The organism is Pseudomonas sp. ZY71, assembly GCF_036542145.1.
In the GTDB taxonomy this organism is placed as follows: domain Bacteria; phylum Pseudomonadota; class Gammaproteobacteria; order Pseudomonadales; family Pseudomonadaceae; genus Aquipseudomonas; species Aquipseudomonas koreensis_A.
Genome location: NZ_CP144274.1, coordinates 5474395 through 5490219, shown reverse-complemented (window position 1 = coordinate 5490219; position 15825 = coordinate 5474395). Strand labels below are relative to the sequence as shown.

The 15825-nt window shown below is 55.5% G+C and carries 18 protein-coding genes and 1 pseudogene; 7 read left to right on the top strand and 12 right to left on the bottom strand.

The features are described from left to right. Window positions 1–3 precede the first annotated feature (3 nt). The 5 genes from cyoB (at window position 4) to VY732_RS24255 (ending at window position 4708) form a co-directional block, all read left to right on the top strand. Window positions 4–2034 (top strand): cytochrome o ubiquinol oxidase subunit I, encoded by a 2031-nt coding sequence (gene cyoB, locus VY732_RS24275; protein ID WP_007916945.1) that lies wholly within the window; start codon window positions 4–6, stop codon window positions 2032–2034. A 3-nt stretch (window positions 2035–2037) separates the two neighbouring features. Further along, window positions 2038–2661, top strand: coding sequence for a cytochrome o ubiquinol oxidase subunit III (cyoC, locus tag VY732_RS24270; protein WP_016985612.1), 624 nt, complete (start codon window positions 2038–2040; stop codon window positions 2659–2661). Continuing rightward, the gene (cyoD, locus tag VY732_RS24265; RefSeq protein ID WP_007916940.1) at window positions 2661–2996 is read left to right on the top strand and encodes a cytochrome o ubiquinol oxidase subunit IV; all 336 of its coding nucleotides are present in this window, start codon (window positions 2661–2663) and stop codon (window positions 2994–2996) included. Before cyoC ends, cyoD begins: the two co-directional genes overlap by 1 nt. 11 nt (window positions 2997–3007) lie before the next feature. Then, window positions 3008–3895 (top strand): heme o synthase, encoded by an 888-nt coding sequence (cyoE, locus tag VY732_RS24260; protein WP_007916939.1) that lies wholly within the window; start codon window positions 3008–3010, stop codon window positions 3893–3895. A gap of 321 nt (window positions 3896–4216) precedes the next feature. Then, the gene (locus tag VY732_RS24255; protein WP_034156086.1) at window positions 4217–4708 is read left to right on the top strand and encodes a RidA family protein; all 492 of its coding nucleotides are present in this window, start codon (window positions 4217–4219) and stop codon (window positions 4706–4708) included. Between the two features lie 287 nt (window positions 4709–4995). Here VY732_RS24255 and VY732_RS24250 read toward each other — a convergent pair whose 3' ends face one another. The 5 genes and pseudogenes from VY732_RS24250 to VY732_RS24230 form a co-directional block, all read right to left on the bottom strand. Beyond that, the gene (locus tag VY732_RS24250; RefSeq protein ID WP_123595720.1) at window positions 4996–5697 is read right to left on the bottom strand and encodes a hypothetical protein; all 702 of its coding nucleotides are present in this window, start codon (window positions 5695–5697) and stop codon (window positions 4996–4998) included. Between the two features lie 117 nt (window positions 5698–5814). Then, window positions 5815–5979 (bottom strand): annotated as a pseudogene (locus tag VY732_RS24245) (ATP-binding protein); the annotation flags it as partial. Between the two features lie 39 nt (window positions 5980–6018). Next, complete coding sequence (locus VY732_RS24240; protein WP_331695892.1) at window positions 6019–6534, bottom strand: hypothetical protein; 516 nt, start codon at window positions 6532–6534, stop codon at window positions 6019–6021. Window positions 6535–6594: 60 nt separating this feature from the next. Next, a complete protein-coding gene (locus VY732_RS24235) occupies window positions 6595–6999 on the bottom strand; it encodes a GNAT family N-acetyltransferase (protein WP_077574458.1) in 405 nt (134 codons plus the stop codon). A gap of 56 nt (window positions 7000–7055) precedes the next feature. Then, entirely contained in the window at window positions 7056–7961 is a 906-nt protein-coding gene (locus tag VY732_RS24230; RefSeq protein WP_137218395.1) for a LysR family transcriptional regulator, read from the bottom strand. A gap of 102 nt (window positions 7962–8063) precedes the next feature. Between VY732_RS24230 and VY732_RS24225 the strand changes: the two genes are divergently transcribed. Continuing rightward, a complete protein-coding gene (locus tag VY732_RS24225) occupies window positions 8064–9245 on the top strand; it encodes an aspartate aminotransferase family protein (RefSeq protein WP_331692004.1) in 1182 nt (393 codons plus the stop codon). Here the strand turns inward: VY732_RS24225 and VY732_RS24220 are convergent. The 5 genes from VY732_RS24220 to VY732_RS24200 all read right to left on the bottom strand — a co-directional run bounded on the left by VY732_RS24220 (window position 9223) and on the right by VY732_RS24200 (window position 13261). After that, window positions 9223–9477, bottom strand: a complete 255-nt coding sequence (locus VY732_RS24220) for a Txe/YoeB family addiction module toxin (protein WP_331692003.1) — start codon at window positions 9475–9477, stop codon at window positions 9223–9225. The genes VY732_RS24225 and VY732_RS24220 overlap by 23 nt on opposite strands. Next, window positions 9474–9728 carry a type II toxin-antitoxin system prevent-host-death family antitoxin gene (locus tag VY732_RS24215; RefSeq protein WP_086791676.1) on the bottom strand — a complete coding sequence of 85 codons (255 nt, stop codon included), beginning with the start codon at window positions 9726–9728 and terminating at the stop codon, window positions 9474–9476. The genes VY732_RS24220 and VY732_RS24215 overlap by 4 nt, the downstream gene beginning before the upstream one ends. Window positions 9729–9956: 228 nt before the next feature. Beyond that, the gene (locus VY732_RS24210; protein ID WP_331692002.1) at window positions 9957–11876 is read right to left on the bottom strand and encodes an alkaline phosphatase D family protein; all 1920 of its coding nucleotides are present in this window, start codon (window positions 11874–11876) and stop codon (window positions 9957–9959) included. 72 nt (window positions 11877–11948) lie between these two features. Continuing rightward, a complete protein-coding gene (locus VY732_RS24205; RefSeq protein WP_331692001.1) occupies window positions 11949–12686 on the bottom strand; it encodes a hypothetical protein in 738 nt (245 codons plus the stop codon). 116 nt (window positions 12687–12802) lie between these two features. After that, complete coding sequence (locus tag VY732_RS24200; protein WP_331692000.1) at window positions 12803–13261, bottom strand: hypothetical protein; 459 nt, start codon at window positions 13259–13261, stop codon at window positions 12803–12805. Window positions 13262–13286: 25 nt separating this feature from the next. On the opposite strand from VY732_RS24200, the gene VY732_RS24195 reads away from it, so the two are divergent. Continuing rightward, on the top strand, window positions 13287–14033 hold the full coding sequence (locus VY732_RS24195) for a hypothetical protein (protein ID WP_331691999.1): 747 nt from the start codon (window positions 13287–13289) through the stop codon (window positions 14031–14033). 207 nt (window positions 14034–14240) lie between these two features. Here the strand turns inward: VY732_RS24195 and VY732_RS24190 are convergent, their stop codons facing one another. Both VY732_RS24190 and VY732_RS24185 read right to left on the bottom strand, forming a co-directional pair. After that, window positions 14241–14861, bottom strand: coding sequence for a hypothetical protein (locus VY732_RS24190; protein WP_331691998.1), 621 nt, complete (start codon window positions 14859–14861; stop codon window positions 14241–14243). Beyond that, entirely contained in the window at window positions 14854–15744 is an 891-nt protein-coding gene (locus VY732_RS24185) for a hypothetical protein (RefSeq protein ID WP_116031622.1), read from the bottom strand. The genes VY732_RS24190 and VY732_RS24185 overlap by 8 nt, the downstream gene beginning before the upstream one ends. Between the last annotated feature and the right edge of the window lie 81 nt (window positions 15745–15825).

Sequence of the window (15825 nt, the reverse complement as noted above, 5' to 3'; positions counted from 1 at the left end):
ACGATGTTTGGTAAATTAAGTTGGGAAGCAGTCCCATTCCACGAGCCGATCGTGATGGTGACCATCGCCATGATCGCCCTCGGTGGTCTGGCGCTGTTCGCTGCAATCACCTACTTCAAGAAGTGGACCTACTTGTGGACCGAGTGGTTGACCTCGGTTGACCACAAGAAAATCGGCGTGATGTACATCATCGTCGCCATGGTCATGCTGCTGCGCGGTTTTGCCGACGCCATCATGATGCGTACCCAGTTGGCCATGGCCACCGAGGGTTCGCCTGGCTACCTGCCACCTGAACACTATGACCAGATCTTCACCGCTCACGGTGTGATCATGATCATCTTCATGGCGATGCCATTCTTCACCGGCCTGATGAACCTTGCAGTGCCGCTGCAGATCGGCGCGCGTGACGTTGCGTTCCCGTTCCTGAACTCCCTGAGCTTCTGGCTGCTGGTATCCGGCGTAGTACTGATCAACCTGTCCCTGGGCGTCGGCGAATTCGCCAAGACCGGTTGGGTTGCCTATCCACCATTGTCGGGTCTGCAATACAGCCCTGGCGTGGGTATGGACTACTACATCTGGGCGCTACAGCTATCCGGGTTAGGTACGACGTTAACGGGGGTTAACTTCCTCGCGACCGTACTGAAAATGCGTACCCCTGGCATGAAACTGATGGACATGCCGATCTTCACCTGGACCTGCACCTGGGCAAACGTTCTGATCGTGGCTTCGTTCCCGATCCTGACCGCTACCCTGGCACTGCTGACCCTTGACCGTTACATGGATTTCCACATTTTCACCAATGAACTTGGTGGCAATCCAATGATGTACGTCAACCTGTTCTGGGCGTGGGGCCACCCTGAGGTTTACATCCTGATCCTGCCGGCATTCGGCATCTTCTCGGAAGTGATCTCGGCGTTCACCGGCAAGAAACTGTTCGGCCACCACTCGATGATCTACGCTTCGGGCGCGATCTCGGTACTGGGCTTCATGGTTTGGCTGCACCACTTCTTCACCATGGGTTCGGGTGCCAGCGTCAACGCCTTCTTCGGTCTGGCGACGATGCTGATTTCCATCCCGACGGGTGTGAAACTATTCAACTGGCTGTTCACCATCTACCAGGGCCGTCTGCGCTTCACCAGCCAGGTTCTGTGGACTCTGGGCTTCATGGTGACCTTCGCCATCGGCGGCATGACCGGCGTACTGCTGGCCATCCCGGGTGCTGACTTCGTTCTGCACAACAGCCTGTTCGTGATCGCGCACTTCCACAACGTGATCATCGGCGGTGCGGTATTCGGTTACATCGCAGGTTTCGCGTTCTACTTCCCGAAAGCGTTCGGCTTCAAGCTGCACGAAGGCTGGGGTAAAGCAGCGTTCTGGTTCTGGATCTCGGGCTTCTTCGTCGCGTTCATGCCGCTCTATGCACTGGGCTTCATGGGCATGACCCGTCGTCTGAACGCCACCACCAACCCTGAGTGGGTACCGTACCTGTACGTTGCCATGTTCGGTGCGGTGATGATCGCTGTCGGTATCGCCTGCCAGCTGATCCAGCTCTATGTGAGCGTGCGTGACCGTAACAAGCCAGAGAACGTTTGCGATCACGGTGACCCGTGGAATGCACACACCCTGGAATGGTCGACCTCGTCGCCACCGCCGTTCTACAACTTTGCCGTGCTGCCTAAGGCTGACTGCATCGACCCGTTCACTGAAGCCAAGGAAAACGGTACTGCGTACCAGCGTCCGGCCAAGTACGAGCCGATCCACATGCCGAACAACACCGCCACTGGCGTGGTGATGGGCGCACTGTTGACCGTCTTCGGTTTCGCGATGATCTGGCACATCTGGTGGTTGGCGATCGCCAGCCTGGCCGGCACCGTCATCTACTTCGTGATCCACGCTGCACGTGACGACCAGGGCTATATGGTTCCGGTTGAAACGATCGAGCGTATCGAAGCCGAGCAGCACAAGCGTCTGGTTGCGGCAGGGAAAATCCCGGCCGGTGCCACCCGTGTTGAAACCTCGTTGGAACAGGCTTAAACCATGTCGAACTTAGTGACCAATGTTGGACACGCCCATGGTGACCATGGGCACGATGACCATCACCACGACTCGGGCGAGATGACCGTATACGGTTTCTGGCTCTACCTGATGACCGACTGCATTCTGTTTGCGTCGATCTTCGCGGTGTACGCAGTACTGGTAAACAACGTAGCCGGTGGCCCAGCGGGCCACGACATCTTCGAACTGCCATACGTGCTGGGCGAAACCGCTCTGCTGTTGTTCAGTTCGATCACCTACGGCTTCGCCATGCTGGCGTTGTTCAAAGGCAAGAAGCAGCAGGTTCTGGGTTGGTTGTTCATGACCTTCCTGCTCGGCGCAGGCTTTATCGCCATGGAGATCAACGAGTTCCACCTGCTGATCTCCGAGGGCTTCGGTCCTAGCCGTTCGGGCTTCCTGTCCGCGTTCTTCACCCTGGTCGGTACCCACGGTCTGCACGTATCTGCGGGTCTGATCTGGATGGGCATCATGATGTACCAGGTCAACAAGCACGGCCTGACGGCGACCAACAAGACCCGTCTGAGCTGCCTGAGCCTGTTCTGGCACTTCCTGGACGTGGTGTGGATCTGCGTATTCACCGTTGTTTACCTGATGGGGACTCTGTAATGGCTAATGCACACTCCCATGACAGCCATGATGCTGGCCACGGCAGCGTAAAGTCGTACGCCATTGGCTTCATCCTGTCGGTGATCCTGACCGTCATCCCATTCGGTCTGGTGATGTACCCGAGCCTGCCGAAGGCCACCACGCTGGCAATCGTTCTGCTGTTCGCAGTGATCCAGGTGATCGTTCACCTGTATTACTTCCTGCACCTGGACCGTTCCATTGCTCAGCGTAACAACGTGATTGCATTCGTCTTTACGGCGATCGTGATCGTGCTGCTGGTTGGCCTGTCGTTGTGGATCATGTTCAGCATCCACACCTACATGATGGCGAAGTGAGGTAAGACCCGATGTCGCTCAAGCACTTTATCCAAATCACCAAACCGGGGATCATTTTCGGTAACGTGCTTTCTGTGGCAGGCGGGTTCTTCCTGGCCTCGAAAGGGCATGTGGATCTGGCGGTGTTTCTGGCTGCCATGATCGGTACATCCCTGGTTGTTGCCTCCGGTTGCGTGTTCAACAACTGCATCGACCGCGACATCGACCTGAAGATGGAACGCACTAAAAACCGGGTGCTGGTGCAGGGCTTGATCTCCCTGAAACTGGCCCTGGTCTACGCGACCATCCTTGGTGTTCTCGGCGTTGCATTGTTGTACAAGGTGGCCAACCCGTTGGCCGCTTTGTTCGCGGTGATCGGCTTCATCATCTACGTCGGCTTCTACAGCCTGTACCTCAAGCGCAAGTCGGTTCACGGCACGCTGGTGGGCAGTCTGTCGGGCGCCATGCCGCCAGTGATCGGTTACGTTGCCGTAACCAACAGCTTCGACATGGCCGCGCTGACGTTGCTGGTGATGTTCAGCCTGTGGCAGATGCCGCATTCCTACGCCATCGCGATCTTCCGCTTCAACGATTACCTGGCCGCATCGATTCCGGTGCTGCCAGTGAAGCGCGGGATTCAAGTGGCCAAGAAGCACATCCTGCTCTACATCCTGGCGTTCCTCGTAGCGACCTTGATGCTGACCTTCAGCGGTTACGCCGGCATGAGCTACCTCGCCGTCGCCGCGGCCATGGGCATGTACTGGTTGTACATGGCCTGGACCGGCTACAAAGCGGTGGATGACACGGTCTGGGCACGCAAGCTGTTCGTGTTCTCGATCTTCACCATCACTGCGTTGAGCGTCATGATGTCTCTGGACTTCAAGGTGCCCGCAGAGCTGCTGCTGACGTACGCGCCGTAAGGCTCAAAGGCTTGAAGAAAAACCCCGTACATTGAGAGATGTGCGGGGTTTTTTGTTGGGTGGATTATGCTGATTTGATGTGCTGCCATTCGCGAGCAGGCTCGCTCCCACATTGGATCTGCGTCGATCACATATCCCCTGTGGGAGCGAGCCTGCTCGCGAATCCCAACGTCACTGAATTTGCTGGGTTGCTGGTTGCAGACTTCCGGTAAACCCCCTAGATTTGGATCCAACCATGACAGTGGTAGCGCCTTGCCATTGGCCGCTGCCTGGCTGTCTTAACCTGCGGTTCTTCATGTACTGATCATAAGGCTGGGCGAAATGACTGAGAGGATGACCTGCGACGAGCGTTTTATTGCCCTGGCTCAAGAGCTGAACTACGACATCTATGGTGAGAACACCGCCGGCGGCAATTACGCGCCGCTGATCCGTCATCATGATGAGCTGTACATCAGCGGTATGGTGCCGCGCACCCACGGCAAGATTCAGTATCCCGGTCGGGTTGGGCTGGAGTTGACCCTCAAGGATGCCCAGGCCGCCGCCAGCATCAGTGCAATGCGTTGCCTGGCGTTGATCGTTGACGCGGTGGGTTCGCTGGACAAGATCAAGGCGTTGTTGCGGGTGACAGTGTATGTGAAGTCGACGCCGGACTTCGTTGACCTGAGTGAAGTGGCCAACGGTGCGTCGGACGTGTTCAGTCATGTGCTCGGCGATGCCGGACGGCACACGCGCACCACGGTCGGTGTGTATCAGTTGCCGAAGAACGCAGCGATTGAAGTGGACATGATTGTAGCGTTGCATCCTTCGGCTTGAGGTGGTTTGGCGGCTTGCCCTCACCCTAACCCTCTCCCAGAGGGAGAGGGGACCGACCGAGGTGTCTTGCGCTATACATCGACCTGAGAGACCGAGGCGATTGTGGATTCGGCGCAGCACTTTCATTTCGGTGCATCTCTTGAATATCTCCCGATCGGCTCCCTCTCCCTCGGGAGAGGGCTGGGGTGAGGGGCTGGGATTTACGCCATTCCGCTAATCCCAAGCCGAAAACCAAAAAGCCCCGCCTGAATCTCAGTGCGGGGCTTTTTCGTACAGCGGCTGCGCTATTACTGCGCGGCGATGCTGTAACCATCAAACGCAGTCTGCTGTTGCAGTGCGGTGATGATGTTCTTGCGGTTTACCGCCTGCTCGGTACCCGCGTTGTCGACGAAGACTTCGCTTTCCAGCTCCGCTTCTTCGCCTTCACCGACGAAGGTGAAACCGAGGAACTCCAGCGCTGCACGGTCTACGTTCAGACGCGAGCGTGGCGTGCGCAGCGGCAAGGTCACGCTGATGCCGTCCTTGCTGATGGTGAAGATTTCGACGTCTTTCTTCTTCGCAGCCTTGCTCTTGCCGCCGCTCGGATTGCTGATCGCCTGATGGGTCTGGTTCAGCACTTTCAGCGCGAGGCCGTAAACGATTTCCTGGAACGCCGGATCGTCCTTGAAGCTGGACAGGATGCGGCCGATCGAGAACTTGCTGCTGAGGTCTTCAAGGGCGGCGAGGTCCGCCGCTTCAGCGTCTTTCAGCGCCTTGAGTTCGCCCATCAGCTCGTAGGCCTTGTCGTCATCGAAGCTATCGTGAGCCTGACGGATCGCCGCGCGCAGCTCGCGGATCTGGTCGCTTTCGCGGGTCGACTGGAACGCGTCCAGGACCATCTCGCTGATGATTTTGGCTTGTGGCAGGTGTTGTGAAAGATTGATGGAGTTTTCGTATTCCGCTTTGGACGATTCGGTGACTACGGATTCAGCGGTGTTGAAATCGGACATTGAAATTTCACTACTTTTTAACTTGAGTGGAGATGAGAAAACCGAGGGCTTTTTCAGGCCGACTAATTTAGGGGAGCGGGGCGGCGTTGTCACGGAGCAACGGGCCGGCGGTCTCAACTATTTGCCCTGGCTGTGCAAATTCATTGAACGCATCATCCATTGTTCGGCGCTTTGCTGATCTGTTGATCGCGAGAAGCGGAACGTCGCGCCACGCCCGCTCATGCCCAGTAACTGTATATCGCGCCCGTGTAATTGCAGGATACGGTGCACGATACGCAGCCCCTCAGGAAAAACCGGTGTTGGTGAAAAGCGGTTCTTGAATCATTGGGCGCCCAATGGCGGACGTTGAGCCTGAAGGGTGCGCAGCAAACGGTAATATTTCAGTGAGCGAGCGCTAATCAGACCACTGATAAGGCCTGATGCTGCGGCTTTGAACAGCAACATATCCGGGGCGGCAGCGCGCTCTGGGTGCGCGTCATCCTGATAACCGAAGTAGTAGTTCACTGCAAAAAAAAGCAGGAGCAGAATCAGCGCTTTCCAAGTGCCCGGCACGATCAACCCGGTTTCCGGATCATCAAGATTTATCCCCTTGTTGGGGAAAATCAGCGATGCCGATAGAGCGCCCAGTAACAAAGCAATGAGCCAGCCGCTGAGGCTCAAGCCTGGATCAACCGTCAGGTTCAACGACAACAGCGACCAGCCCAACAACACCAGCGGGGTCGACAGCAGGGAAAACCGGCTTTCATGTTGGGGTTTTCGGGCCTTGAGGCCGAAATACACCAGAACCAGAAAAACCACATAAACCCACAAGGGAGTATTTTGAAGAGTGACGAGCATCGCGCAGCGTCCATGCTGGAAAGAGAAGCTGATCATAGCCGTTGCCAGAGCGCCCGCCCGTTATTTCAATCGCGGTCGCTCCATGGCAATCACCGACGTCTCAAAACCCAGGCGGGCAAAAAAGGCTTCGGCGCCTTCTCGTCCTGCACGCAGTACCCAGGTGATATCGGGGTTATCGCCCATGACATGCTCAACCAGTCTGCGGCCAATGCCTGTGCGTCGATACTCGCCATCGACCACGACCATCGACAGGTAACCGTTGGACAAGCCATCGGTTATGCCCCGGGCAAAGCCAACGATCTGCGCGCCGAGCAGGGCAATCGCCGTGCGTTGCGAGTGTTCGATGAGTTGCGCGAAATGTTCGCTGGAACCGGTACGGTGCCCCCAGCCATGTTGGCCGAGGAACAGCCGTACCGACTCCACTTCGTCAGATAGCAGGTCGCGTACGGTCAGGTTGTTGTTCATCTTCGCTTCGACTCCTTGTCAGTAATTCTTCGAGACAATGTCCAGGTCGCTCGTTTTCAGGATCTGCCCCATGTCTGCATCGCGAATTCGACGAAGCGGCGCAGCTTCGGCAAACGATAGCGATCCGGAGCATAAAGCAAATGCAGGGGGCGGCTTGGAGGTTGATAGTCGGGAACGACGGTCACCAGTTTGCCGTCGCGCAGATCCTGTTCCACCAGCGCATCGGGCAGCATCACGATGCCCATGCCGGTGCGTGCGGCCTGGTGCAACCCTGCGGAAGTGTTCATCAGCATCGGTCCGCTGACGTCGACGAGAATTTCTCCCTCCGGGCCGCTGAGGCGCCAGCGTTTTTCCACTGATTGCCAATCGTCGCCGGCAGGGTAGGCGAACGACAGGCAGTCGTGTTGTTGCAAATCTTCAGGGGTTTGCGGCATGCCTCGCCGGGCCACGTATTGCGGGGACGCGCACACAGTCAGTGTGTAATCGATCAGGGGGCGGGCGATCAGATTCGACTCGTCGAAATGCCCCAACCGAAACGCCACGTCCAGACCACTTTCCAGCAGGTCGGGGCGGCTGTTGGTCAGCACCACGTCCATTTTGACCTGTGGATATTGCAGGGAAAACTCGCTGAGCGCTGGCGCCAGGCGTTCTACGCCAAAAGTCAGTGGCGCGGTAATGCGCAGCAGGCCACGCGGCTCATCGAGTGCTTGTTCCGCCAAGCGTTCGGAGTCGGCCACCAGTCCCAAGACATCCAGACAACGCTGGTAGTAGACGCTGCCAAATTCAGTCAGCCGCTGTCGCCGTGTCGTGCGTTGTAGCAATTGCACTCCGAGCCGCTGTTCCAGCGCACGCAGGTGATTGCCGACCATGGTCGTCGACATATCGCACTGCAACGCGGCCGCCGTCATGCTCCCGGCTTCGACGACTTTGACGTACACGCTCATCGACTGGAACAGGTCCATTATCAAGCCCTGCTTTTAAATGAATGAAGTTTTGCCGAGTTTATCCAGTTTAGCTGGCTAACCATACTGCCAGCACACCGACCTGCACTGGAGTTTGAAGTCATGACCGCCGCCCTGATGAACACCTACCAACCACTGGCCTTGAGCTTCACCAAGGGCCTGGGCACTCGCCTGTGGGATCAGGCCGGCCGCGAGTATCTGGATGCGGTGGCCGGTGTCGCGGTGACCAACGTCGGCCACTCGCACCCGCGGATTGTTTCGGCGATCAGCGAGCAGGCCGGGTTGTTGCTGCACACCTCGAATCTGTACAGCATCGATTGGCAGCAACAACTGGCTAAACGGCTGACCGAACTGTCGGGGATGGAGCGTGCGTTCTTCAATAACTCGGGTGCCGAGGCCAATGAAACGGCGCTGAAGCTGGCGCGTTTGTACGGCTGGCGCAAGGGTATCGAACAGCCGCTGGTGGTGGTCATGGCCAACGCGTTCCATGGCCGCACACTCGGTACCTTGTCGGCCAGTGATGGTCCGGCGGTGCGCTTGGGTTTCAACGAATTGCCGGGGGATTTCCTCAAAGTGCCATTTGGTGATCTCGCTGCGCTCGAGCAGGCGCAGAAAAAGCACGGCGAGCGCATTGTGGCGATTCTGGTCGAGCCGATTCAGGGCGAAAGCGGCGTGCAGCTCGCGCCCTCTGGTTATTTGAAAGCCCTGCGGGAACTGTGCAATCGCCATGCGTGGTTACTGATGCTCGATGAAATCCAGACCGGCATCGGCCGCACCGGGCGTTGGTTCGCGTTTCAACATGAAGGCATCGTCCCGGATGTCATGACCCTGGCAAAAGGGCTGGGCAACGGCGTGCCAATCGGCGCGTGCCTGGCCCGGGGCAGGGCGGCGGATCTGTTTACGCCCGGCAGCCATGGCAGCACCTTCGGCGGCAATCCGCTGGCGTGTCGGGTCGGTTGCACGGTGCTGGACATCATCGAAGAACAGGGCCTGTTGGAAAACGCCCGGATTCAGGGGGAACGGCTATTAACTCGCCTGCGCGCAGAGCTGGCGGACAATCCCAATGTGCTGGCGATTCGTGGTCAGGGTTTGATGATCGGTATCGAGCTGAAACAACCGGTGCGTGATCTGACCCTGATCGCCGCGCGGGATCATGGGCTGTTGATCAACGTCACGCGTGGCAAGACGATACGGCTGCTGCCACCGTTGACGATTGATGAGCGGGAGGTGGAGATGATTGTCAGAGGTGTGGGGCATACCATCAGTAGTGATATTTGCAGCTAATAACGCAAATCTCACCACCTTCAATGCTGTAGACCAAACGATGCTCACCCGATACTCGTCTGGACCAAAAGCCGCTCATGTTGTGTTTGAGCGGCTCAGGTTTGCCGATACCTTCAAACGGTACACGCTGGATTGCTTTGATCAACAGATTGATACGTTTGAGTCCGGCCTTATCGTTCTGTTGAAACCACAAATAGTCTTCCCAACCTGATGGCGTGAACTCGATTTTCATTCTTCGATCAATTGCCTCACTTTGGCTTTGCCGGCACGCATTTCGCCAATCGATTTGATCAACCGCTCGGCATTGGCGGGAGAGCGCAGTAGGTAGGCTGTTTCTTCGAGTGCGTTGTACTCAGCCAGAGACATCATCACGACGGGCTCACCTTTTTGGCGTGTGACCAGTAGGGGAGCACGGTCCTCGTTAACGCGGTCCATTGTTTCGGCCAAATGCGCACGGGCGGTGGTGTAGTTGATGGTTTGCATGAAGTAGTCCTCGCTATTAGCAAAGAACGTACAGAAATGAGTACATGATGACAAGGTGATACCTATCAGTGGTTGTTTCGCAGAAGGCTTGCTGCGAGCACGCTCAGTATCACTTAAGAACTCTGGAGACGTTTCTGAGAAGGCTGTAATCCTTGTCCACTGCCTCGGGCAGCGAGAAACCGCCGCGTTGTCGGCATTCGGCATTCCCGGTGTAGGAAAAAACTATGGCTAGTCCGGATAATCCGCCAGATCCGGCGCCAGCATCCGCGTCTTCGCCTTGCCATTCGAATTGTGCTGAATGATCTCGCGCGGCTGCCCCTGCTCATTGAAAAACACCTGACCGATCCCCGCCGAATTCCATAAGCGTTCGCCAGCCTCAGCATGTTCCGGCGTATACGGCACGATGCGCATGCGTCGGCGTTTGGTAAACCAGTTCAGCGGTGAGCGTGGCGAGTAGAGCCAGCGGTTGAGGCGGTCGAACCATTCCAGCAGGCTTTTCGGAAACTCGTTCTTGATCCCGCTGCTGGTGATCTGCCAGATTCGCGGCCCGGCCTTGCGGTGTCGGATAAGTACTTCGTAGACGAAGGAATAATGCACATCGCCCGACAGCACCACGTAGTTACCCGGTGTGCGCGAGTGGCGGAAAATATTCAGGATCACCTGCGCCGCACCACGATGGGCCATCCAGTTTTCCGCGTCGACCAGCAGCGGGTAACCGCACCAGCTGAAGACTTTTTGTACGGTTTCAATCAGCTTCACGCCGAAGATCGGCGCCGGGGAAACGATGATCGCTGACGGATGATCAAGCAGCTCCTGTTGCAGTTCGCTCAGCGCCTCCCAATCGAGCAGGCCCGACGGTTGCTTGAGCGCCATCTCACTGCGCCAGCGCCGTGTGCGCGTGTCGATAACCACCAGCGCGGGGCTGGTGGGCAGGACGAAATGCCAATGCTGAAAGCGCAGCAGGTCATCGATCAAGTCGTCCTGCACCGGGCTATCGAGGTACTGATCATCACCACTGGCGCTCAGCCCCAGAGTTTTCGCCAGTACATCCTTGAATACATCGGGATTATTTCCCCAGCCCTGACACAACATATAAGCGATCAACGCGTTGCCGATGATGCGTTTGGAGAACGGATGGCCGTAGGCCGTTTCCTCCCATTGCGCAGACAGGTTCCAGTCATCGGTGATGTCGTGATCATCGAAAATCATCAGGCTCGGCAGATGTGCCAGCGCGCGGGCGACCCTGCCTAATGCAGTCTTGAAGGCATCGATGCGAGTCTGTTCGAGGGCGTAGCGCTTGAGGCGTTCAGGCGTCAGTTCGGGAGCTTGCGGATCGATCAGCAACCAGGCCGTTGGCGACCACACCAGCAGGTACATCGCCATGACTTCGGCGAACGTCACCAAGTGATTATCGGCGCTGCTGCTGGTGAAAATCGGCTTACGCGCACCGCCGAAAAATCGCTCGCGCAATGTCTCGTTGCTCTCCAGCGCCGGTAACAAATCCGCACGGTGGTAGTAACTGGCCGGATGTTCGTAGAGCTTGGCGCTGTCGCTGACGACGGCGCCTTCGAGGTGTTCGTCGAACAGGCCGAGACGTTCGATCAAGGCATGAATCGCCCGCAACATCGGGCCGGCCACGTCGTCGGCGTAGACCTGATCGCCGCTCATCATCAACAGGGCGGGGCGTTGTTGCGGATCGGTTTCCGTCGCCAGCAATTGGTCGACGCACAGCAAACCATCCGTCGCCGGGTGATGCGGCTTGCGGCAAGAGCCGTGCAGCAGTTGATCGATCCGCGAGCGCAGGACGAAGTTCGGACTGGTTGCATCGCCGTACAGCAAATGCGCCGCCCAGTCGGCGATGCCCGTCGCGTTGTCGATCAGCAGGTCATAGTCGATACGCGTATCGCAGGGCAGGGCGCTGTCGAGAGAAACATCGATGAGATGAACAAACGCCTGACGACCTACGGGAATGACTGTGCATTTCTCCGCGTCGAGAGGAATGTCTCCTACACCTTGCAGGCGCAATGTCAGCGACAGCTGGCGCGTACCGATCAACCACAGCACCAACCGCTTCGGCTCCAGCCTGCGCAGCAGTGGGCCGGCCAACACGGCAGGCAACGAAGAGGGATCAGTGAGGTGTCGGGACATCGGAGGGCAAAGCTCAAGGCGCACAGGCCGGCGATGATAGCGCAGCCGGCGCCTTGAACCCTTAAATCAGCCTTAAGAGTCGGCTTTTTGCAGTTTCAGCGCCAACAAACGCCATTGCGCAGGCATCGCGTCAACTCGCGGCTGCTCTTGCACGGAGCAATCGAAACGGTAGGTGACATCGTCGCCGTTCATGTTGCGCGCCGTGACGGTGTTGTTGAAGGAGTAGACCTGATCCTTGAAGCGGTGGCTGACCAGTGCCTTGCTGTCAGCAAACCGCGCCGAAGCGGGGAAGCGCAACGTGCTGGTCACAAACGGGCTGCACATGACATACGCGATCATCGACTTGTCGGCCTGTGCGTCGCCACGCAATTTCTTGTTCAGCGCTGCCAGGGCCATGCGACCGTCATAGTCGCTTTGATCCAGCACGGTCTGTAGCCCGATTGATTTCGGCGCCCGGCCGGCGTAGTTCGGCAACAATGCGGAGTCGGCGGGAGAGGGCTTGTCGTCCGGCTCGATGGCAGCAAAAACCGGCGCATCCTTCAGATCGGCCGCGGGTGTGACCGCCTCGGCTTCAGGCAATAGAGAGGTTGGCTCGGTGACTTGCGTGTTTTCAGCCTGCGCCGGTTCGTAGTCATGCGACGAAGGAAACAACGACAACGTGATCGACAGCACCACCATCGCCACAATGAAGCCGCCCGCTGCGCCAACGATATTGCCGTAGAAAATATTCCAGCTGCCACGGTTCTGCACCACCCAGCGCCACATGAACCCCCAAACCGCAACAATCGCCAGAAAACGCAAAAACTCCATTTGATCCTTTCCTTAAACCTTCAAAACCCTGAAATCAACGCACGCCCACAGTGAACGCTGACGATGGGCGGCAAGATAACAAAACACACGTGTAATACCAGTGACGAGCGCGCTGCTCAGTGAAAGTTGATCGCGAAAAACACCAACGTCGTCACACCAGCAGCGAGCCCACAGATACCGGCGAAAAGTTGCCGGGCCAACGGATGCTCTGGCTTCGGACGCCTGACCAGCCACATCCAGACGCCCGCCAGCACGCCGAACGTTGTCATCACTTGCAGCACGCTACTGGCCAGATTCTCGGGTGAGGGAGGCACGTGCGCCGGGAAAAGGCCCGAACAGACCACTGAAAAAATCATTGCGACGATGAAACCGCTGGCGGCACCCGCCAGGTTGGCGAGGATCAGGTTCCAGGCACCACGGGTCTGCACGACCCAAGCCCAAACGGCTGCCCAGACGAAAAAGTACAACACGGCCATCAAGGTGTTTCTCCCTCTGAAAATTGACTCCATCGAGGCGTTGGCGACCTCGTTACTGGCAGTGGACGGCAAGATAGCAAAATAGTAGCGTCGCGCCACTGCCCATCTCCGTAACGGATTACCTATGCTCGTCAGTACCCACTCTTTGCGCCTGCTCTGCGCAATCACCCTCGCCGGTGTAATCCCCCCAGCATTCGCCGCCGTGCAAGAGCATCCGGAAAACAGCTGGAAGTATTACGCCGGCAACTGCCAGCGCGTGCAGGAAAAAATGGCCGACGTGCAGAGCGGTCGCACCACCGCCTACGACGTGATGTTTGCCCTGGAAAGCAACCTGCAGACCATGAATGAACAGCGCTCGAACCTGACACCCAATCACCTCGGCTCCCGAGAATTTGCACAATGCGAAAACGTCGCGGGTCAGGCTGAAGCGATGATCGCCCAAGGCAAAGCCGAGTTCGCCGCGAAAATGCAAGGTGCTGCGGAGGAAGGCCGCATCGCCCACCAGAACTCCCCCGCCTACCAACGCGCCCGCGCTCTCGGCTACAGCGACGTCGGCGACATCTCCTTCCTCAAGCTGCACGAAGACACCGACGGCGAAGCGCGCCTGAAAACCATGCTGATCACCGTCGACGAAATCTGCGGCCAATACTTCCGCGCCACGCAATACGTGAAACCGTATGTGATCTATACGGTTCGGTCTTCTGACGGCGGCTGTGGCGAAGTGAAACGCGTCGCGGTGGTTGGTGGCCGATCGGTGGAGAAGGGCGATTACATTGATGAGAAGGGCGAGTTTCAGTATCTGGGCTGGAAAAAACTTGTTGGCGCTGATGGGTTTCCGACCGATATCCGCGTGCTGAAAGCCCGTCGTTAATGTATGGAGTTAACTGAGAGTTCCTATGCTGATGGGCGCGATATAACACCCGGAATCCCGATATATATTGATCGGGAGGAGTCGATCCGCTGTGTTGGTATTGCCAGAGGATTTACTGTTATCTGGTTTTTAGCGTTATTTAAGGTGCTGAATTTTTGGGGTGAGTAGTAGTGATTTTAAGGGGGGCTAAAGAAAGTATCTCAAAATTTAAAGTTTGCTGAATAACTCATCTAGCGATTCTTGTGTAATTTCTGGTGTGGAGTTTATTATTAGCGGTAAGATTCGAGCGATTAGATATTTTGCTGAAGTGTGGATTGACCAAATAATTTGTGTGATTGCGAAAGCGCCGAGTATTGCTGATAATAAAAGGTCTTTGTCGTGCAAGGCTGTTAACGATGTTGCGATTATTAGTATGGATGTTGTGCAGTGTGCATTGCTCGAAGTGCGATACTTGCTGAGTACCTCTGTTTCTAAGGTGGTATTTTTTTCTTTCGTTATTTTTATTTTTGAAATGTATTGCTTTAAGATTGTTAAGTAGAGTAGGTCAAAATATTCTGATTTGAGTAAGGTGATAATTTTATTGAAGAAGAAGGTTGTGATTGTTGCGTAAAAGATTTCTTTTATTTTTATTTTTAATAAAATGCTTTTGTCGCCAACAAGGTCGGATATTTCTGTCTGAAGAATAGCGTTTAATATCTGTTCGGAGTGAGTTTGGTTGAAGTTTATAAAAGCTGTGCAAATCATTATTGACAAAATACTAAAGATCGAGACGCCTTTTGTCGCATCCTTTAACGCATCCTCTAATCGACTTTTTAGTATGTCAATCATGTAAGAGAGCCTTCAGGAAGACGACATCTCCTGCCTTGATGTCGTAAGATTCGAATTCGACAATAGGGGCGCCAATGAATGTTATTGGTTTGGCCATGTTGGCTTCTAAATAGTCCTTTGCGCTTTCGAAAGATTCTTTGTCCGGGAAAACTAGATTGCAAGACTTTTCTGAGCTTTTGTTTTCGAATTGTCCTTTTAAAAGTTTTGCATTCAATTCAACTATTTTTCCTTCATAGATTATAGGTTGGCCTACAGATCTTCTAGATACCTGTGCGTGGAATTGATCACTTTTTATTGCCCCAAACATAAAGTCATGGCTACTGGATGCGATCATTGTTAGTTCAATTTGACTATCTCCAGCGCTCTTGGATCTGATTATGCTAAGTAGTTGGTCTATCTCTTTTGCTATAGAGCGTTCTGCATAATCGCGCTTAACGAATGGGTCGTCTTCATCTTTAGCGTCGTCGTAGAATCTGGCGGATATCCCACCCGCTTCCAGAGTCGCAAGTCTTAGTTTTGCTTGATTTTGAATTGAACCCTCGCCAGTGGCACCCTTCATATCGTTGCTGTATATTTTACTTATGACGTGTGAGACTTTATCAAGACATCTACGACCCGCGGAGGTTTGCGCGAAGAAACGAATTATATAGCCACCAGGTTCGGGTGGTTGTACTAAGAATTCGGAGTCGGGGTAGTCTTTTGAGTGCATCGTTGCATTTTTAGTTAGGCCTCCTCGCTTTTCATCTATATAAGCTCTGTCTATCGCATTTTGCGTATGTTTTAGGGCTTTCCCAAGAGTTCTAAGGCTGACTTGGTGGTTTTTTGTAATGTCCCCGTGAAAGTGTATTTCTAAACTTCCGAAGTTTTTTGTTGTGTCATCCATTACATGATTTCCTAGTCTACAGCGTAATTTTTATGGACAAGTCTCTTTAGGAAGATAGCCTAGTGCCACCTTTTCGTCCAC